Annotated in this window: 19 protein-coding genes; 1 reads left to right on the forward strand and 18 read right to left on the reverse strand. The window is 43.3% G+C overall.

What is annotated here, in order from left to right; all coding sequences use genetic code 11:
* Positions 1–19: 19 nt before the first annotated feature.
* Positions 20–1,369 carry a hemolysin family protein gene (locus Hs20B_RS04830; protein ID WP_172356157.1) on the reverse strand — a complete coding sequence of 450 codons (1,350 nt, stop codon included), beginning with the start codon at positions 1,367–1,369 and terminating at the stop codon, positions 20–22.
* A 138-nt stretch (positions 1,370–1,507) separates the two neighbouring features.
* Positions 1,508–2,629, reverse strand: coding sequence for an AI-2E family transporter (locus Hs20B_RS04835; protein ID WP_172356158.1), 1,122 nt, complete (start codon positions 2,627–2,629; stop codon positions 1,508–1,510).
* A 165-nt stretch (positions 2,630–2,794) separates the two neighbouring features.
* On the opposite strand from Hs20B_RS04835, the gene Hs20B_RS04840 reads away from it, so the two are divergent.
* Positions 2,795–3,232 (forward strand): GNAT family N-acetyltransferase, encoded by a 438-nt coding sequence (locus Hs20B_RS04840; protein ID WP_172356160.1) that lies wholly within the window; start codon positions 2,795–2,797, stop codon positions 3,230–3,232.
* A 28-nt stretch (positions 3,233–3,260) separates the two neighbouring features.
* Here Hs20B_RS04840 and Hs20B_RS04845 read toward each other — a convergent pair whose 3' ends face one another.
* The 16 genes from Hs20B_RS04845 to Hs20B_RS04920 form a co-directional block, all read right to left on the reverse strand.
* Complete coding sequence (locus tag Hs20B_RS04845) at positions 3,261–3,644, reverse strand: hypothetical protein (protein WP_172356162.1); 384 nt, start codon at positions 3,642–3,644, stop codon at positions 3,261–3,263.
* A gap of 141 nt (positions 3,645–3,785) precedes the next feature.
* Positions 3,786–4,943 (reverse strand): DNA/RNA non-specific endonuclease, encoded by a 1,158-nt coding sequence (locus Hs20B_RS04850; RefSeq protein ID WP_172356164.1) that lies wholly within the window; start codon positions 4,941–4,943, stop codon positions 3,786–3,788.
* Positions 4,944–5,012: 69 nt separating this feature from the next.
* The gene (locus tag Hs20B_RS04855; RefSeq protein WP_172356166.1) at positions 5,013–6,392 is read right to left on the reverse strand and encodes a UDP-N-acetylmuramoyl-tripeptide--D-alanyl-D-alanine ligase; all 1,380 of its coding nucleotides are present in this window, start codon (positions 6,390–6,392) and stop codon (positions 5,013–5,015) included.
* Positions 6,389–7,432, reverse strand: coding sequence for a D-alanine--D-alanine ligase (locus Hs20B_RS04860; RefSeq protein ID WP_172356168.1), 1,044 nt, complete (start codon positions 7,430–7,432; stop codon positions 6,389–6,391). Before Hs20B_RS04860 ends, Hs20B_RS04855 begins: the two co-directional genes overlap by 4 nt.
* 14 nt (positions 7,433–7,446) lie before the next feature.
* Entirely contained in the window at positions 7,447–8,046 is a 600-nt protein-coding gene (gene recR / locus Hs20B_RS04865; RefSeq protein WP_172356170.1) for a recombination mediator RecR, read from the reverse strand.
* A gap of 23 nt (positions 8,047–8,069) precedes the next feature.
* Positions 8,070–10,196 carry a penicillin-binding transpeptidase domain-containing protein gene (locus Hs20B_RS04870; RefSeq protein WP_172356172.1) on the reverse strand — a complete coding sequence of 709 codons (2,127 nt, stop codon included), beginning with the start codon at positions 10,194–10,196 and terminating at the stop codon, positions 8,070–8,072.
* Positions 10,197–10,259: 63 nt separating this feature from the next.
* Complete coding sequence (locus Hs20B_RS04875) at positions 10,260–10,955, reverse strand: phosphoglycerate mutase (protein ID WP_172356175.1); 696 nt, start codon at positions 10,953–10,955, stop codon at positions 10,260–10,262.
* Between the two features lie 106 nt (positions 10,956–11,061).
* Positions 11,062–11,967, reverse strand: coding sequence for a LysR family transcriptional regulator (locus tag Hs20B_RS04880; RefSeq protein WP_172356177.1), 906 nt, complete (start codon positions 11,965–11,967; stop codon positions 11,062–11,064).
* Between the two features lie 127 nt (positions 11,968–12,094).
* Positions 12,095–13,030, reverse strand: coding sequence for an ABC transporter substrate-binding protein (locus tag Hs20B_RS04885; protein WP_172356179.1), 936 nt, complete (start codon positions 13,028–13,030; stop codon positions 12,095–12,097).
* A gap of 18 nt (positions 13,031–13,048) precedes the next feature.
* Positions 13,049–14,026 carry a FecCD family ABC transporter permease gene (locus Hs20B_RS04890; RefSeq protein WP_172356181.1) on the reverse strand — a complete coding sequence of 326 codons (978 nt, stop codon included), beginning with the start codon at positions 14,024–14,026 and terminating at the stop codon, positions 13,049–13,051.
* Complete coding sequence (locus tag Hs20B_RS04895; protein ID WP_172356183.1) at positions 14,023–14,988, reverse strand: FecCD family ABC transporter permease; 966 nt, start codon at positions 14,986–14,988, stop codon at positions 14,023–14,025. Before Hs20B_RS04895 ends, Hs20B_RS04890 begins: the two co-directional genes overlap by 4 nt.
* Positions 14,981–15,763, reverse strand: a complete 783-nt coding sequence (locus Hs20B_RS04900) for an ABC transporter ATP-binding protein (RefSeq protein ID WP_172356185.1) — start codon at positions 15,761–15,763, stop codon at positions 14,981–14,983. Before Hs20B_RS04900 ends, Hs20B_RS04895 begins: the two co-directional genes overlap by 8 nt.
* A complete protein-coding gene (locus tag Hs20B_RS04905; protein ID WP_172356187.1) occupies positions 15,693–15,974 on the reverse strand; it encodes a helix-turn-helix transcriptional regulator in 282 nt (93 codons plus the stop codon). The genes Hs20B_RS04900 and Hs20B_RS04905 overlap by 71 nt, the downstream gene beginning before the upstream one ends.
* A gap of 151 nt (positions 15,975–16,125) precedes the next feature.
* Positions 16,126–17,121, reverse strand: a complete 996-nt coding sequence (ypfJ, locus tag Hs20B_RS04910; protein ID WP_172356189.1) for a KPN_02809 family neutral zinc metallopeptidase — start codon at positions 17,119–17,121, stop codon at positions 16,126–16,128.
* A 69-nt stretch (positions 17,122–17,190) separates the two neighbouring features.
* Positions 17,191–17,757, reverse strand: a complete 567-nt coding sequence (locus tag Hs20B_RS04915; RefSeq protein ID WP_371863844.1) for a nucleotidyltransferase family protein — start codon at positions 17,755–17,757, stop codon at positions 17,191–17,193.
* A 35-nt stretch (positions 17,758–17,792) separates the two neighbouring features.
* On the reverse strand, positions 17,793–18,368 hold the full coding sequence (locus Hs20B_RS04920; protein WP_172356362.1) for an ABC transporter ATP-binding protein: 576 nt from the start codon (positions 18,366–18,368) through the stop codon (positions 17,793–17,795).
* Between the last annotated feature and the right edge of the window lie 41 nt (positions 18,369–18,409).

Here is an 18,409-nt window from a genome sequence, read left to right on the forward strand (position 1 = left end):
AGAGCCTTTTGATTTAGCGTTATTTGTCAGTGTCACTATCTGAGTCAAGTTCGTTTTCATGGAAAGTCACGCGAAGTTTAATCAGGCGTGTGCCTTCGACTTCGAGGCTTGTCAGCGTCAGATTATCTTTTTCTGTTCTGACGTCATAGTCGATCTGCTCCTTCTCACCTGGAATGGCGCCAATCCCCGCCATAAAATAACCAGCAATGGTATCCACGTCGTCAGAATCCAGATGCGTCTCAAAACGTTCATTGAAGTCATTTAACGTCAAGCCACCTTTGACGATGAAAATGTTTTCACTGATCTGAAAAACTTCTTTTTCAGCAACATCAGACTCATCTTCAATCTCACCTACGATTTCTTCAAGCAAGTCCTCTAAGGTCACAATCCCTTCGACACCACCGTATTCATTGAGCAAAATTGCCATTTGATTCTGCGTTTTTTTGAGCTCACGCAGGAGATCATCGACAAAAATGGTCTCAGGTACAAACAAAGGTTCCTGTAAAATCTGACTCAGATCAAGTTTGTCAAAACCATACTGATAGCCGTTTCTGAGTAACGTTTTTGTATGTAAGACGCCCAAAATCTTGTCTTTATCGTCGTCATAAACTGGAATCCTGCTGAAATTTTGTGCCAAAATGGCAGCAATATTTTCATGCACATCATCATTGACATCAACCATAAAAGCGTCAGTCCGCGGCACCATAATCTCACGCGCCATCAGCTCGTCTAAGCTGAAAACACCAGCAAGCATCTCACGCTCATTATCATCAAGCGCACTATTTTCGGTGTTGTTGAGGATATACTCAATCTCATCGCGTGTCATATCTTCTGCGTCATCATCAAATGTCATCGGCGTAAGCTTACTCAGCAAGTTGGTTGAGGTCGCAAGGAGCCAGACAAACGGGCGCATGACTGTACCGATGATATTGAGCGGTGTAACTGCGGCAAGTGCATATTTCTCCTTGAGATTTTGCGCAATTCTCTTGGGATAAAGCTCCCCAAAAACAATCGACACATAAGTCAAAATCGCAAGGATGATGACAGATGCAAGAGATTTAGCCGTCGCCGTTCCACCAAGGACAGGCGCTAAGCGTGAGGCCAACGAATCCGCCAAACTCGCCCCAGACAAGATTGAAATAAAGGTAATACCTATCTGAATGGTTGATAGAAAATTACTCGGCTGGTTGAGAATGGCAAGCAACTTTTGATATTTCTTGTCGCCTTCTTCAGCACGTTGTTCAACACGCGCACGACTGGTCGACACAAGCGCCATCTCAGCGCCTGAAAATAAGGCATTAATGATCGTCAAAATGATCAATAAGCCAATTTGTAACAACAAGGACTGACTTTCGGGGTCAGGGTGCATTAGATATGTTCCTCCAGATTTCAAGACTGTCTCACACATTTCAATACAGTTTAGTAACGTGTTTTGTGTGACTGCCTTGATCAGTTTTATTTTTAGGTTTCAAAATAGAAACTTGTTCCTATTATACCATATTTCCACTTATTTCGAGATTTGTGTCTCATTTTCATCGCTCACAAGGCGTGATTGCTTGTGATTTTCCCACAAACGCCATAAAAATTTGACAATTTCCTTAGCTAATGAGTAAAATGGTACAGCAATCAGCATGCCAACTAGGCCATACAGACTGCCTACAACTAACATGAGAACGATAATCGTCACTGGATGCACTTGCACCGCATTGCCAACGACCCTAGGATAGACAATATTGCCATCGATTTGTTGAAGGGTCAGCACGACGACAATGGCGATCAGCGCCTTCACTGGATGGTCAAAAGTCACCGTCAGAACCACGGGAATCAAGCCGATATAAGGCCCCAGATATGGAATCAAATTCGTCACCGCAGCAAAAGCCGCAAAAAGAAAGGCGTAGGGAATGCCGATGATTAGATAGGCAATAAAAACCGTCACAAAGATAAATAAACAGTCAATCGCAGCACCACTGATGAACTTTGAGATCGTCGCATTCATGTCGTTTAGAAGCCCAACAATATTGAGCCTATCTGTTTTCAGGACAGTTTTTTTGAGAAATGGCAGCATTGACTTGCCGTCTTTTAGCATGTAAAACAGTAAAACCGGAACTAAAACAAGCACCATCGCAACTTTCGAGATAATATTGACAACATTTGACACGCTGAGGGTCACACCTGAAAGCAGATTTTTGAGAATATCCATATAGCTGATGTTGGCTTTGGTGATGATCGCCTTGAAATCAATCTCGCTAAAAGCAGGATTTTTCGACAACTGCTCCAGCCATTTTTGCAGCTCAGGAAAGACATTCCCCGACGCATTGATCAAGCTTGATAGCTGCGTGATGACATTTGGCACAAGCGCTATGACTGTATAGGCACAAATCCCGATAATCAACACAAAGACAAGGACAATGCCCCAGATAGATGGTAGTTTAAACTTCCGATGCAAGAAACTCACCAGCGGATTGAAGACGTAATAGAGAAACCCTGCAATAATGAAAGGTAGAAATACCATAGAAAACAGCGTCGTTACTGGTTTAAAGATAAAACTGACATTCGCCAGCAGCCAAATCAGCGCAACAGCCGACAGAATCTCAATCGTCCAGAAGAATAATTTTGAGTTTTTAAACAAGACAACACCTTTTATATTTTCGTTATTTTTTGTTATAATGTTAGTTAATCAAAGCGCTAGCTAAAGTTGTATTTGTTGACAACTTGATTATATTACTTATTATAACAGAATAACAGACTTTGAGCCATTTTGCGCTCATAATTCATGAAAAGGAAACGCCCACAGATGGAAATTAAGCAAACTCGCGATACCATGTCAGATGTTTATTTTAATGCTTTAAAAATCAGAAACGCCGTCTTTGTCAAGGAGCAGGGCGTGCCCCTATCGCTTGAAATCGACAAAGACGAAGCCTACGCCGTGCATTTTGTGCTGTACTTTGATGATGCAACACCTGTCTCTACTTTGCGTATCCTACCTGATGACGCTAACAAGTCTGCACTAATCCAGCGTGTGGCAACGCTTGATGGTTATCGCGGTCAGAACTATGCGACACAACTTTTAGTATTTGTCCTAGAATTTTTGGAGTCTCACGGTTTTGAAACTGCCTTTCTCCATGCACAAACTCAGGTGGTTGAATTTTACAAGCAATTCGGCTTTGAAACCTACGGTGAACCGTTTGAGGATGCTGGCATGACACATTTAGCCATGAAAAAAACAGTCTGACTTTTGATAAGTCAGACTGTTTTTTCATTTATGTCGTCGTCTCACGCGCCATTCGCAGATTTATCACGAATACTGAAATCGAAAAGGCTAGTCCAATGATAAATGTCACATAAAAGCCATATCTTGACCCATATCTGATAAAATCAAACTCAACAGGCTTTAACGTCACCCAGATGAAGTTTGTGATAAAGACGATACTTGCCGTGACAGCGTATTGTGTGTATCTTTTACTAACCACTACTACTGCAAGAAGTGTTATGAACAAAATTGTGTAGATGAGTTTGTGCGCAGAAATAATTTCAAAATAGGGATGTGCTCGCAAAGTGAAATTTTCACCATCCGCTTGCACACCAGCTGGTAGAAATAAGGATAAGAGATATAAGATTAAGAGTAGGATGGGGATTTTTTTCATATTTTTGCCAATCTATTTTAGTTAAGTCAAGATGCTTTAAATATATCTTGAGAATAGTTTAACAATTCCTACAAAACATGTCAATACGATATCCCCTCAAAAATGCAAGGATGCACTTTTTTGTGCAAGTTTACTTCTTTTTTATTTCGGTGCCCGGTAGCCTGCATTTTCAGCTTCAGCTATTGTTTTGAACCAGGCTTTTGGATTGGTTGTTTTATCGTAATATCTGTCACCTGGAAGGTGATAAATGCCATTTTGGCTGCCTTTGATCAAGCCTTTTCCCGTGGCGTCTTCGTAGATTTTTGTCTTGCTTGTGCCGTCAGTTTGTTTGGCTGAGGTTTCTGATGGTACAGTTAGTGGTTCTGACGTAGCGCTTGGGGCTGTTTTATTTTCAGTGACGAGATTTTTTGCCGTCCCTGTGCGATAGTCGATGACGGCGTTCTCGGCAACATTATCCAGAAAAACGTAGGTAATACCTTGCGCTGTTGTGTGTTCTAAGCTTGAGTTGAGGTGGATTTCTTGCGTCTTGCCGTGGCTATCGTAGCCGATATATGACAGGCGGATTTGACGTGGCAGCAGCTCATCGCCACGATAAAACGGTGTGACTTGATAGTCGAGGTGGTAGCTAGGGTGGAGGGCAAGCCAGCTGTCCAGCTGATTTTCATAGTAGAGCATGCCCTTTTCGTTTCCCGCGTCCATACCGCTTGGCGCACCCGTATTGACATAGCTTGTGCCCGTGACTAGGTTTCGTGGTTCATCGTGCAAGCCGGAAAACTGATAGCCAACCAAGTGCGTGCGGTTCATGAGCCATGCTTGCTTGGTCTCGCCGTTCGCAGCCGTATACCAAAACTTATAGTTGTGCCAGCCCGGCGGGTCAACCGTCAACCTACCACTGTTTTTGGCAGTCGGTTCATCACTGTTACTCAGCTGTATATGGGCATCTGTCGGGCGTTTCATGGCGTCAAGATTTCCTAGTATCAGCTGTCTACCTGATTGATAGGGGAGGATTGTAAGCGCTGCACCCGTGAGAGTGCTGTCTGACGACGTGCCCTCAGACTTTGGCAGTTTTGATGGTGCTGTACTTGATTGCGCCTGTTTTGAACTTCTTTCTGTAGTTGATGCTTTTTCACGGTTTGATGCCGTTTGGCTGATTGTTGTTTTTGATGTCGTCTTCTGACGACTGGTATGTGATGTGCTATCACTTCTCTGATAAGTAGCAAGACCAATCAAACCAGCTGTTGTGAGTGACACCACCAAAATAATGATCGCAATCAGTGTGCCAGTATTCTTATTTTTCATACCCTATATTCTATCACCATCTTATCACAATCGCTGCTTAATCTGACGCTATTTTGATAGATGTTTATTTTATTTAGTATGATTTTCTAATGCCTTGACAACTTCGGCAAGGCGCATAGAATTACTACCTTTGAGTAAAATCTGATCGTGTGCACCGAGATTTTCTAGCAAAGACAAAATCATGGCATTTTGCTCATCAATCTTGTCATCTTTATAGAAATACTTGACGGTATCTCGGGGAAAGATGTCAACCACAAGTTCTGCGAGCGGTAGCATTTCCTCGCCATAAAGATAGAGCATGTCTAGCTTTTCAGGGTTAATCGCAGTTAGCATGCCTGCATGAAGTGACGCTGACGCCTCACCAAGCTCTTTCATATCTGCTAAAACAGCGATTTTTTTGCCATTTTCTTGATTGGCTGGAATCTCCTGAAAGGTTTCAAGAATGAGACGCATAGCTGTTGGATTGGCGTTATAAACGTCTGATAAGATATCTGCCCCATTTGATGCTTTGCGCCATTCGACACGATTTTTTGTCAGTTCAAGTTTAGCAAGTGCCTGCTTGATATTAGCCTGGCTTACGCCTTCGTGCTTACCGATATAGGCTGCAACCATGGCGTTTGTCGCGTTAAACTTACCTGGGACTGGTATAGTCAGGTCTTCGTCTAAAAAGTTGACACTAAAAGTCAGGTAGTCCTTGTGCTCATACAAAGCACTCAGATAGATGTCAGCATCTTCACCAAATCGTGTAATGGCCTGATTTTCAGGTAAATAGCGATTGATCAGCTTATTAGCTGGTGCAATCAGCTCACCATCATCTACCAAACCGTCAACGATCTGCATCTTGCCCTCTGCAATCTTATCACGGCTACCGAAAAACTCGAGATGACTCTCACCAATCAAAGTGATCACAGCAAGCTTTGGACGCACGAGGGTCGATAAGAGATGAATGTCCCCCATGTGATCCTGCCCCATCTCGAGCACCAGTTTCTCCGTGCTTTCAGGCATGTGAAGCACCGTATAAGGCAGACCAATCTCGTTGTTATAGTTACCCTGAGTCTTATAAGTTTTATAGGTCGTCGCAAGGATCTGCGCCGTCATGTCTTTTGTCGTCGTCTTGCCATTACTACCTGTAATCGCAATCACGTCTGGCTGTTCTTTTTCCAGATAGTAGCTTGCCAAGTCCTGAAAGGCCTTGAGCGTATCCGCCACCACTACTTGCGGGATCTCATCAGAAAGCGTGCGTGACGTGATCACAGCACTTGCCCCATTTTTTAGTGCGACGTCTATAAAGTCATGACCATCACGCTCGCCTTTTAGGGCTAGAAAAATGTCACCAGGCTTGATAAGTCTGCTGTCAAACTCGATATCATTAAGCTTTACATCCGCATATTTTGTGACGTCATTTATCGCAGAAACAGCGCTTGCAAGCTCATGTAAGGTCAGATTCATTTGAGGTGTCCTTCACGTTCTGAAAATTTTTGTTCAGCTAGCTCAACTAGTTTTTTGATCAAATCAGCGTAGCTGATCCCCATATTTTCCCATAACAACGGATACATAGAAAACTGTGTGAAGCCAGGAATAGCATTGATTTCATTGAGGAAAATTTCTCCGTCAGTCGTGAGGAAAAAGTCACAACGGCTGAGTCCTGTCCCAGAAACTGCGCGATAGGCCGTTTCAGCAAATGTCCGCATCTGAGTCATTGTTTGGGTATCGATTTTAGCGGGGATATCCATGGTGATACGATTGTCGATGTACTTAGACTGATAGTCGTAAAACGCCACGTCCTTGACCACTTCACCTGGCCATGTGCTTGCGACGGTTTCGTTACCTAAAACTGCGACTTCAATCTCTCTTGCGTTCACACCTCTTTCTATCAAGATGCGACTATCATAAAGTCCCGCTTCTTTGATGGCAGCTGCGAGTTCAGCTTCATTTTCAGCTTTAGATATACCGACTGATGACCCCATGTTTGCTGGTTTGACAAAGACTGGGAAGCCCAATTTTTTGGCTGTTTCTTTGATTTTTTCAGCAGTTTCTACTAGATTTGTCAAAGCAACATAGGGCACTTGCGGCACGCCAACTGACTCAAAGACGTGTTTTGCCATGATTTTATCCATGGTCACACTCGCATGCGTGATGTTGGGTCCGATATAAGGCATCTTGAGAATTTCCAAAAAGCCTTGAATTGAGCCATCTTCGCCCATTGGACCGTGTAGTACTGGAAAGACAACGGCATCTTTTTCGTAAATGGCTGAAGCTGGCATAACCTTGCTCTTATCGTATGTCTCGTTTGTCGGCAGATGATCGTCTGCGTGCGGTGTGGCTTCAAACACTCCCGCTGCGACAAAATCACCGTCTTTTGTGATGAAGTAGACATTGACCGAAAAAGCTGTGTAATCAACAGCTTTTAGCACACTTTCGGCTGAAAGAACGGACACCTCGCGCTCGGCTGAGCGACCGCCGTATAAAATCACTAATTTCTTTTTCATATCTTTTCCTAAACTTATATTTCTTGTCGGTTTTCGACTGCTTTACTGAGGGTTACTTCGTCAGCATACTCGATATCGCTACCAACAGCGAGACCACGGGCAAGACGCGTGACTTTGATCCCAGCGGGTTTGATCATCCGCGCCAGATACATGGCCGTCGCCTCTCCGTCAGAAGTGGCGTTGGTTGCGATGATAATCTCTGTGACCTCGCTGTCCATCAGACGTGTAATCAGCGTTTTCACGTTAATGTCGTCAGGACTCACGCCGTTCATCGGGCTTATCGTGCCATGTAGGACGTGATAAAGGCCAGTATACTCACGAATTTTTTCCATGGCGAGCACATCTTTTGACTCTTCAACGACGAAAATAGTCGTGCGGTCTCGCGTTTCGTCTGTGCAGATATTGCACGGATCGGTGTCCGTCAGATTACCACAAATGCTACAAAAATGTAAATCACGCTTAGCTGACAGCAGATTGCCAGCGAAGGCATTGACATCGTCGTCAGACATGCCAATCGTATAAAAAGCCAAACGCGTTGCCGTTTTTTGACCGATGCCTGGTAGTTTTGAGTAGGACTCGATCAGCTTTGCAATCGGTTCTGGATAATAGGCCATAGGACACGCCTTTCTTTTTTAGTTTACTTAAAGCCATACAACGAATTATAAAGATTAACAATATCCCGTGTGATATATTGATTGGCATGGGTCGTAACGCCACCGTCTTTAATAATCGTGTTTGGTACCATGACACCAATCGCAATCTGCGGCTTTTCTGACGGCGCATAGGCGACAACATTATTTACAGAGGTATACACAAGCCCACCATTACCATTTGACACATAGGTTTCTGATGTCCCAGTTTTAGCACTGATGTTGACACTTGCGCCTTCCATGATATTTTTCCCTGTCGCCATACTGTCGCCATGCGTGACCTGATACATGCCTTGCTGCAAGAGACTCACGTCGTCCGTCGAGATGTCAACTGTGTTAAGTGTTTTGCCAGTAATTGTCTGCTCAAGTGCACCTAGGCCACCGTCAGTAGTATTGCCATAAATCCCTGCAACAATGTGGGGCGCAACGCGCTTGCCACCGTTTGCAATGGTTGCTGCGTATTGTGCAAGTTGCAGTGGCGTGTAGTTATCGTACTGGCCAAAGCTTTCATCAAGGTAGTTTGCCGCCGTCTCGTCCGTTCCCATAAAGCCATCTGACTCTCCTGGAATATCAAGCCCTGTCGCAGCGCCAAGGCCGTACTCAGCATAGGTTTTGCGTATTTTTTTGAAAGAATCAGCCAGTTTTGATGTATAAATCGTCATATTTGTCTGATAGGGCTGCCCTAAAATATCAAGCGCTGTCTGAATCATATAGGTATTTGACGAATACTCGAGCGCTTGAACCGCAGAAATCGGTGTGATTTGACCATTTGTAAACCAAGATTCTTTTGGCTGTGAGCCTTGGATCTGGATGGGTTGGTCGTTGAGCACCTGATTGCCAGAAAGGACGTTATTTTCCCAGCCTGCTGAGATTGTTCCCATCTTGACGACTGACCCTGGCGTGAAGACGTTTTGAATCGTTCCTAGCGCATCGTCCGTTATCGCACCAGTTTCTAGGTCATGGTCAATCCCACCCATGGCATAGATGGCACCCGTTTGTGGATTCATGACAACAGCATAGGCGCCAGCCGAATATTCGCCGTAACCTTCTGCTTCCAAAGTCGCAAAGTTATTTTTCAAAATATTTTGCACACCTTGCTGAAATTTCGAGTCAATGGTCAGCTTGATATTTTTGCCTTTTTCGCCTTTGGTGATTGTTTGCGTTCCTGTGACTTTGCCATCTTTATTGACTTTGACTTCCTTGACAGCATTTTTGCCGTGCAAGACATCTTCATAGCCTTTTTCTAGATAAGAGGTCCCAACGCGGTCATTTCGCGAGTAACCTTTTTTCAAATAAGCCGCGAGATCTTCAGCAGGAATCCCTGTTTTCTCACTAGTTACAGTACCTAAAATGCTTCTTAGCGTCGTATCTGCGTAGTCCCGATCCCAGGTCGTGCCGACCGCGATACCGCTGAGTGAGCGCTCATTTTCAGCAATGGTCGCCTGTTGTTCAGCAGAAAATTGGCCTGAAGCAATGATAGTTGTCGCAAAATTCGACGTGGCATTCATGCGTTTGAATAATTTTGCAGCAAGCTCGGTATTGGCATCGTAGTTAATCTCTGCGGCAGTAACTTTTTTGACATATTTGGCGTAGAGATCAGATTCTGAGAGCTTTTCTCCCGTTTTCTTGTCATAGGTATCAGCCGTTTTCAAACGTGCCTGCACCTTGGCAAGATTGCTAGGCTTAGCAAGGAAAAAATCCTTTTTATCGCGAGTAGTGATGCTGTCGGTCTTGACCGAATCTGGGATGACGGTGACAAGTTTGATTGCGATTTTGCGCATCTCAGCTGCTGTGATTGTATTGCTACGTGTGAAGTTGATGGTTTGGACGGCTTGGTTTGAGACGAGCGCCGTTCCTGAAGCATCATAAATCTGACCACGCGCCGATCCTTCTGTAATTCTCGACATCGAGCCCGACGTTTCCATTTTTTTCTCGTAAAATGTTCGGTCGGCAATCTGCATCTGGTAAAGTCTACCTACCAGCAATAAAAACAGGGCAAAAATGACAAAAAACAGAACATTTATCCGTTTTAAAATCGCTTTTGAGGGGTTTTCTAGCACTTTTGAAGCTTTATTTTTTGATTTATTATTTGACTCATTATTTTTCGGTTTCATTATTACTATTATACGATAATTTTGCCTAAAAAAAAACTGCCAATGCTGACAGTTTTCAAATTATTATTTGTCTTCCAAATAGTATTGCGCAGTTTTGTTCAAGTTTTCGTCGAATTCAAACACAAGTGGTGGGAAGTTTGGAATTTCAAATTTCAAAATTTCATCTTCTGACAATTTGTTGATGTGTTTTACAAGTGCACGAATTGAGTTACCATGTGCCCCAACAAAAACGTTTTGACCTGCTTTAAGTGCAGGAGCAATCTTGTCTTCCCAGAAAGGAAGCGCGCGTTCAAGTGTCAATTCAAGGTTTTCAGCATTTGGAATAACTGAATCTTCGAGTTGTGCGTAACGACGGTCGCCGTGTGCTGAAAATTCAGCATCGTGGTCCATAGCATCAGGGCTGACGTTATATGAACGACGCCAGATAAGCACTTGTTCGTCACCGTATTGAACGGCAGCGTCAGCCTTGTTAAGACCAGTCAATGCGCCATAGTGACGTTCGTTCAAGCGCCAAGATTTTTCAACTGGCACCCAAAGTTGGTCAGAATACTCAAGCACGTAGTTTGTTGTTTTGATGGCACGTTTCAAAACTGATGTGAAAGCCACGTCAAACTCGATACCTGCTGCTTTGATGAGTTCACCAGCTTTTTTAGCTTCAGCGATCCCTTGTTCAGCCAAGTCAACGTCAGCCCAACCAGTGAAGAGGTTTTTTTCGTTCCATTCAGACAAGCCGTGGCGTGCGAATACTAATTTTACCATTGTTTTTTTCTCCTATTTTGAAGTATAAAAAGATTTTACTTGATTATTTTACACTATTTTCATGAAATTTACCACTATTTATGCACTGACTTCGAGATTTTTCTCGTCAGAACTTGTTTTGTTCAAAGTAATTTTCAAGGCTGCGTTTATAAGACTTTGTGACTTCTGACAGCGGTTGATTTTTCTTTTTGATCAATATCAGTGTGTTGGCATTGCCGTCTTCGAGTGGGACAACGGTGATATTGTGCACGCTTTCTTTGTCAATAAAGCCTGATCCTGTCGCATAGGAATCCGTCCGCTCAAGAATACCATTTAGAGAGGCACGGTCTGTCACGTTGTAAATCTTGGTATTTTCAAAGGTTTCCACCAGATCTTCTGAGTAATAGAGAAATTGTTCACTTTCTTGTGTAAAACGTGCCCGACTCAGCGGTCTCAGATCCTCATTGGTCACAAATGCCTTGCTTGCAAGTGGGTGATCTTTTCGCAGATAAATATGCGTTTTGAAAGTCAAAAGTTCTTCAAAATCAAGATCAAGCTTGTCAAGCATTCGCGTGATGCCAAGGCGGTTGTGGTTATTAAGGTAGGCGATACCGATGTCTGACACACCGTCAGACACCTCCGTCAAGATGTTATAGGTCGTCGACTCAAATAGGCGAATCGTTTTAATATCGGGATTTTTGTCGGAAAACTCAACTGCGACAGGCGCTAAAAAGTCGTAATGCTGACTGGCAACAGAAAAACTGCGCTGGGTAGCGGCTGGCGACATGTATTTGGCTTCAAATGTATCAAAATTCCGAAGGACACTTTGTGCCTGTTCGTAAAAGCGCTCGCCTGCGACCGTCAGATTGACCCCGGTATTTAGCCGTTCAAAAATCTTAAAACCTAGCTCTGTTTCTAGGTCTTTGACCGCGATAGACATAGACGGCTGGCTCACATAGAGCTGCTCACTTGCCTCACGAAAAGTACCAGTATTTGCAATGGCTACGATATATCTAAGTTGCTTGATGTTCATGATTTCACTCCAATAAAAAAGGGCATTTCCTTTATTATACACCTTTTAAGGACAATATACAGTTGATCAAGTTTGTAAATCTAAAAAAATCACCCGAAGGCGATTCTTTTTGGTGAGTTAACAGGATTTATTTTGTCTGTTTGATAATCGCATCCGCATAGACTTTCATCAGTTTTTCAGATGCAGTTGGACCACCAAAATAATACACTTTGTTATAGTCCATTGTCACGACTTGTTTAGCTTTGACTGCCTTTATTTGTGACCAGACTGGATTTTTTGTCAGGGCTTCATATTGTGACTTATCAGCTGCTGCGTAGTCGACAAAGATATAGTCAGCACTCAGATCAGCCAAGCTTTCGACATTGAGTTCTTTCCAGCCGTCACCGTCAGAAATCGCCTGCATTTCACTAGATTGTTTGAAACCAAGACCTCGCGTTAGCGCTTGCCCGCCACGACCCCAGTCATTACCATAGGCGTAGATTTTATTGCCCACGAGCTCAATGATTGAAATCGTGCTGTCAGACGTTTTGATGCCTGATTTTGCAAGCTGTGCCTTATAAGCCGCAGCTTTCGCGTCAAATGTTTTAAGGAATTTCTTCTCAGCTGCCTTAGCATTGAAAAGTTTAGCAAAATAATCTAGTTTGGCATCCATTCCTTTGACTTTATTATATTCGATATAGACGGTTGGTGCGATTTTTTCGTAGTCAGCGACCTTGTCTTTGTCAATCGTGACAATCAAGTCAGGTGCGACTTCGGCGATTTTTTCAGCATTCATCGGCGCTCCTAGGTCCACCATATCACCTTTTTGCTTTTTGCTCAGATAAGGATCGGGAAATGACCATTGATCCGTCCCAACCACGTTCATACCAAGCGTGATTGCCTCGTCAGGAAAAGTTTGAACAACCACTTTTTTCAGGTCATTTGGCACTTTGACGACCTTGCCACGATCATCTGTAAAGTTGTGCGTTGTCGCTTTTGATGTTGCATCTTTTGACTTGCTACCACAAGCAACAAGGAGGATAGCAGCCGCAAAAACAGCTACAACAGAGAGTAATTTTTTCATAGATAGACTCTTTCTTTTTTATATTTTTTTAGTAATGAGATAGATGAAATATGGCGCACCCACAATAGATAGGACGAAACCTATCGGCAGTGTGCTTGGTGCGATTAAAGTTCTCGCGAGCATGTCGCTTATGAGCATAATCAAAACGCCCACGAAAATCGTGATAATATAGCGTTTTTTAGCTGAAAATGTCGTCATGTTTCTCGCAATGTGTGGCGCAAGCAGCCCCAGAAAGCCGAGGCTTCCGACCGCTGCCACACCGATTGCTGCAAAAAGCAAGGACAAGATTAGGAGTTGTTTTTGTGTCTTAATCACATCAAGCCCCAGACTAGATGCCATTTCTTGCCCAGTCTGCAGCAAATCAATTCGCCTGAAAAAGCGCGGTAATATGATAAGTGCAAAGGCAAGTAAAACCGCAAGCAAAGCAATATAGGGATAATCCGTCAGCCAGACATCACCAGAAAGCCAAACGGCGAGTTTCTGGATACCAAACTGATCCAAATGCAGCTGAACGATTGTGATCAGCGCTTGAAAAACTGCTGATATGGCGAGGCCTGTCAGGATCAGATTGACCTGACCACTGTTGCGCTTGAGTGCGAGCTGATAGAGAATGGCATAGGCTAAAAGGGCACCCGCCACCGCAAATATCGGATAAACATAAAGTACATTTGACAAACTTGCACCAAATGCAATAAACAGGACAATTCCAAAAGAGGATCCTGCCGTCACACCGATTAGTGACGAATCTGCAAGCGGATTTTCCGTCGTATCCTGGACAAGACCACCTGATACACTGATTGCCACTCCTGCGATAACGAGTATCAAAAGCCTAGGTAGCCTAAAATTACTAATGATCAGCCAAGAAATCTGATGACTTGCACCCGTCAGAACATCGGCAAGGATGAAAATTCCCGTCAGAACACGTAAAATTAGCATCTTTTGCCAAAAAGCTAGTGACCGCAAGGCTTGACTTGTTTTTTTGATGACCGTTCTCATTTGCCACCTCCTGAGGTTGTTCGCACCAAATACAGGAAAAACGGTGCGCCAAGCAGCATGGTGATTGCACCAACTGGAAATTCATAAGGCATAAAAATCACACGCGCCAGGAAGTCAGATAAACTCAAAAGACACATACCAAGTAAGCTTGACAAGATAAAAATCTGACCAAAATGCGCATCGTTTCTGACCAAACGTTTTGCGATATGCGGGGTAATCAAACCAACAAAGCTAATCACACCCACACTTGATACCACGATTGAGCTTGCAAGAACGACAAGAATCATCATGAGCGTTCTGACACCTGCTACATTGACACCTAAAGATGTCGCAAGCTCCTGACCAAAGCCTAAAATCTTAATTTGCTTGCCAAAAACACCGATGACAGCCAAAAATATCAAGGTGACCAAGGCCATAAACCAGACTTTTTCGCGTGTTACGCCAGAAAATGAGCCAACCAGCCACATAAAATAAGTCTGCGTATTTTTCGTGTAAAAACTGATGGATGACGCAAGACTGGTGAAAATCATGCTCAGCGACATGCCAACGAGCAGCGTTTTTAGCGGATTGAACCGACTGCGTGCCGTCAATACAACAACCAGGACAAAGGCAAGACCTGCACCCAGAGCACCCGCTAAAAGTGAGATGAGCGAGGATGTGCCAAAGCCAAGTCCCAGTAAAATCGCAAGCGCAAACGATGAGCCTGATGAAATGCCAAGCGTTGAGAGCTCAGCAATCGGATTTTGCGTCATCGACTGCATCATCAGACCACTCGCAGAAAGTAAAATCCCGACAAAAAGTGTCGCAAGTAAACGTGGTAACCGTATCTGCGTGACGATGTCATTGCCCAATAAATTTGTCAGCGCATAGGTTTTGTTGCCAATCGCAAGGCTCATAACCGCAATGACAATCAGTGCTAGCACTAGCAAGTTGACTGACAAGAAAAAACGATGTCTAGACATTTTTCACCCCGACAATAATCGGCGTGTCGGCATAGCTATCTCGCCCAATCTCAACTGTGATTCCAAACACATCCTTGATGACAGACTCAGTAAAGATATCATCTGTCAGACCATTTGCCACGATATCACCATCTTTCATGGCAATAATCTGATCTGCAAAACGTGCCACCAAACTCAAATCATGCAGGACGTAAACCACTGTTTTCTTCATCTTTTTGGCGAAAATCTTGAGCAAAGTCAAAACTTCCATCTGATGAATAATATCCAGATAGGTCGTTGGCTCATCAAGCAAGATAATCTCGCTATCTTGTGCGAGCACAAGCGTGATCCAAACCCGCTGACGCTGACCACCCGAGAGATCTGCCACTTTTTTCGTGCGAATATCCCAGACATTTGTCTCCATCATCACACGCCGAATCGCATCATAATCCTGCTTAGACAGACGCGTCATCGTCAGCTTTTGGTAGGGAAAACGCCCCAGACTCACAAGGTCCATGACCGTGATATTATCAGGCGTTGACGGACTTTGTGGCAGCATGGCGAGCTTTTTAGCTAGCGCAATGTTGCTGTAAGCGCTGAGTGGTACTTCGTCAAGCTCGATATGACCTTGATCAGGCGTGATGAGACGCCCCAGTGTCTTCAAAAGCGTGGTCTTCCCAGAACCATTTTTGCCAATAATAGCCGTTGTCAACCCGCGTGGAATCTCAACTGACAGGTTCTTTATGATGTTGGTTTTCCCATAGCTCACAGCTATATTTTTCGCACCAAAGTACATAATTCTCCTCGTCTGTCTTTGTTTTTTTGATAAAAATCTCATCTACCTCGACATTGAGTGCGTGTGCAATCTTGAACGCCAAATCAAGCGACGGATCATATTTATTATTTTCTACCGCATTGATTGACTGGCGGGTAGAATGCGTCAGCCGCGCCAAATCTTCCTGAGAAAATTTCATGGCTTTCCGCAATTTTTTGATGTTATTTTCCATAGAGGCCTCTACTTTATTTTTTGTTTCTTTATTAGCTATGTGCTGCAAAAGTCAAAACACTTTTACATTCTTTAATTGTAACCTAATTTCGCTCATTTGACAAGAAGATTTGACAAAAAAATCTGTCTATTCTGACAGATTCTGGTTTAAGTTATTTTGCTGGCATCTGACCAATCGGATTTTTCAAGCCCTTGTCAGCAAAGACGTCAGAATGCTCTAAATCGCCATATTTGTAGCCCAGCTCAAAGTACTTCTGACGGTCAGCAGAAGTGCCATGCGTGAACGATTCTGGATTGACACGACCATTGTTAAATTTCTTCTGAAGGGTATCATCGCCTATCGCAGCAGCTGTTTGCAAGGCTTCATCAACGTCACCTTTTTCTAAAACAGGCGTGCCACCGTCATCAGTTTCAGCCAAATGTTTGGTCCAAACACCCGCCAGATAGTCAGCCTGCAGCTCCAAACAAACCGAATATTTGTTGTATTCTGCCGTTGATAACTGTTGCTGCAAGCGCCCCATAGCCTGCGAGAGACCGATTTCATTTTGAATGTGGTGACCAAACTCATGAGCAAGCACATAAGCCATGGTGTAGTCGCCTTTTGAGCCACCATAACTCGTTGCTACTTCATCCTGAAAACTCGTGTCCAGATAGATTTTCTCATCTGACGGCGAGTAAAACGGCCCCATATCCTTCGTCGCCGTGCCAAACGGCGTCTGAACACTTCCCGAATAAATCAACAATGTCGGATTATTATAGGTGATATGATAGTCCTTTGCCTCGCTCGACCAATAGTCCTCAAGCATCTGAAATACCGTTCTACTAAAAGCCTTCCGCGTATCTGTCGAGTCGCCCATGGTCGTGACACGTTGCGTCGTTTGTGGCGCTTGACCCGTCAAACTCCCTAAAATATCACCAAGACCACCCGTGCCACCGCCAATGCCTAAAAGCCCGAGGATGACGACGATAATGATACCAACAAGTCCACCAGACTTCCCGATGCCAAGACCACCATTTGTTGACCCACTAGATTTGCTATTTGTCAGACCGCCAATGATATCCGTCAGATCAATCTCCGATCCTGACTTGCTGCTATCTCCCGTGCGATCCTCAAAGTCATCTGTCTGTTTTTTGCCTTCCCATTTCATAAGTAAGTTCCATTCCTAATTTTTTCAAAAGATTGTCATACTGCAAAGGCGAAAATACTCGCTAACAAATTAGACGAAATTCCGCTTGAATTTCCTGTGATTTTCTATGTTTAACTGCTTATCTTTTTCGTTCCAGATTTGAAGCTCCCACGGAAAATAGAAATTGTTCTTGTTTTTGAAATAGACGTGTATCCCATTATAGCCATCTTTGTTGCGCACATACCAATTTTTTAGACCATATTTTTCTTGCCATTCATCCAAATGAGCTATCACTTCTGAAATCTCATCATCATTCAGCACAATTCTTGCCCCAAAAATGTCATTAAGCCAACTATTCACAGGATATTGGTCAGAACGTTCACTGTATCTTGAAATCTTATCATCAATGGATTCCCTTGTTTTCACACGATAGTAAAATTTAATCTCTTCTAAATCCGATTCCATCAGATAATCGTTGATGCTCTCATGTAGGTTCAGGCGATAATTATAGATGTGCTTTATATCGCCATTAGGGAACAACTTTTGTAGCGTGTGTGACAGATTGATTTTTTCTACTTTATCAGTTTCAAAATAATCTTCAGAGAATTTTTGGTGTACTAGGTTGATCTCGTCGACCAATTTTTCAGTTTTCGTCAAATTTATCACCCTACTTTCTTGCCAGTAAGTTTATTTTAACATATATGACTGACCGAAACTATATTTTTATCAGTAATTTTGTATTTCTTATCAGCAATATCTAACACCTGCTTATCATGACTGGCAATGACTATTCCTGTTCCTTGCTTTTTTAATGCCATCAAGAGTGACAAAATACGCTCTTGATTTTTTTCATCTACACTAGAAGTTGGCTCATCTGCTAAAATTATCTCTGGTTTAAGTACTAATGCCCTTGCTATCGCAACACGCTGTCTTTGCCCCAAAGAAAGTTGTCTGCCTTTTTTGTTCTGAATGTCTGAAATATTTAAGCTAGCCATAAGTTCATTTGCATGCGTCAGCGCCTCTATTTTTTTTGCTTTCTGCGCATAGACTGCTGGAACAAGTATATTCTCTAAAACCGAGTAATTATCAATAACTAGGCTTTCTTGTATCACAAAACCAATCGTTTCGTTTCTAAATCTAGATAAACTAAAATCTGAAAGTTTTGAAATCTTTTTACCTTGAACCGCTATATCACCTTGAAAATTTCTATCCAGACCTGCTATTAGTTTAAGCAGCGTGCTTTTACCAATACCAGACTCTCCTTTTATACTCGATTTTTACCTCCATTGCAAGGAGTAGCTCACTCATT

Origin of the sequence: Pseudolactococcus insecticola (assembly GCF_011170065.1) — a bacterium.
Lineage (GTDB): Bacteria > Bacillota > Bacilli > Lactobacillales > Streptococcaceae > Pseudolactococcus > Pseudolactococcus insecticola.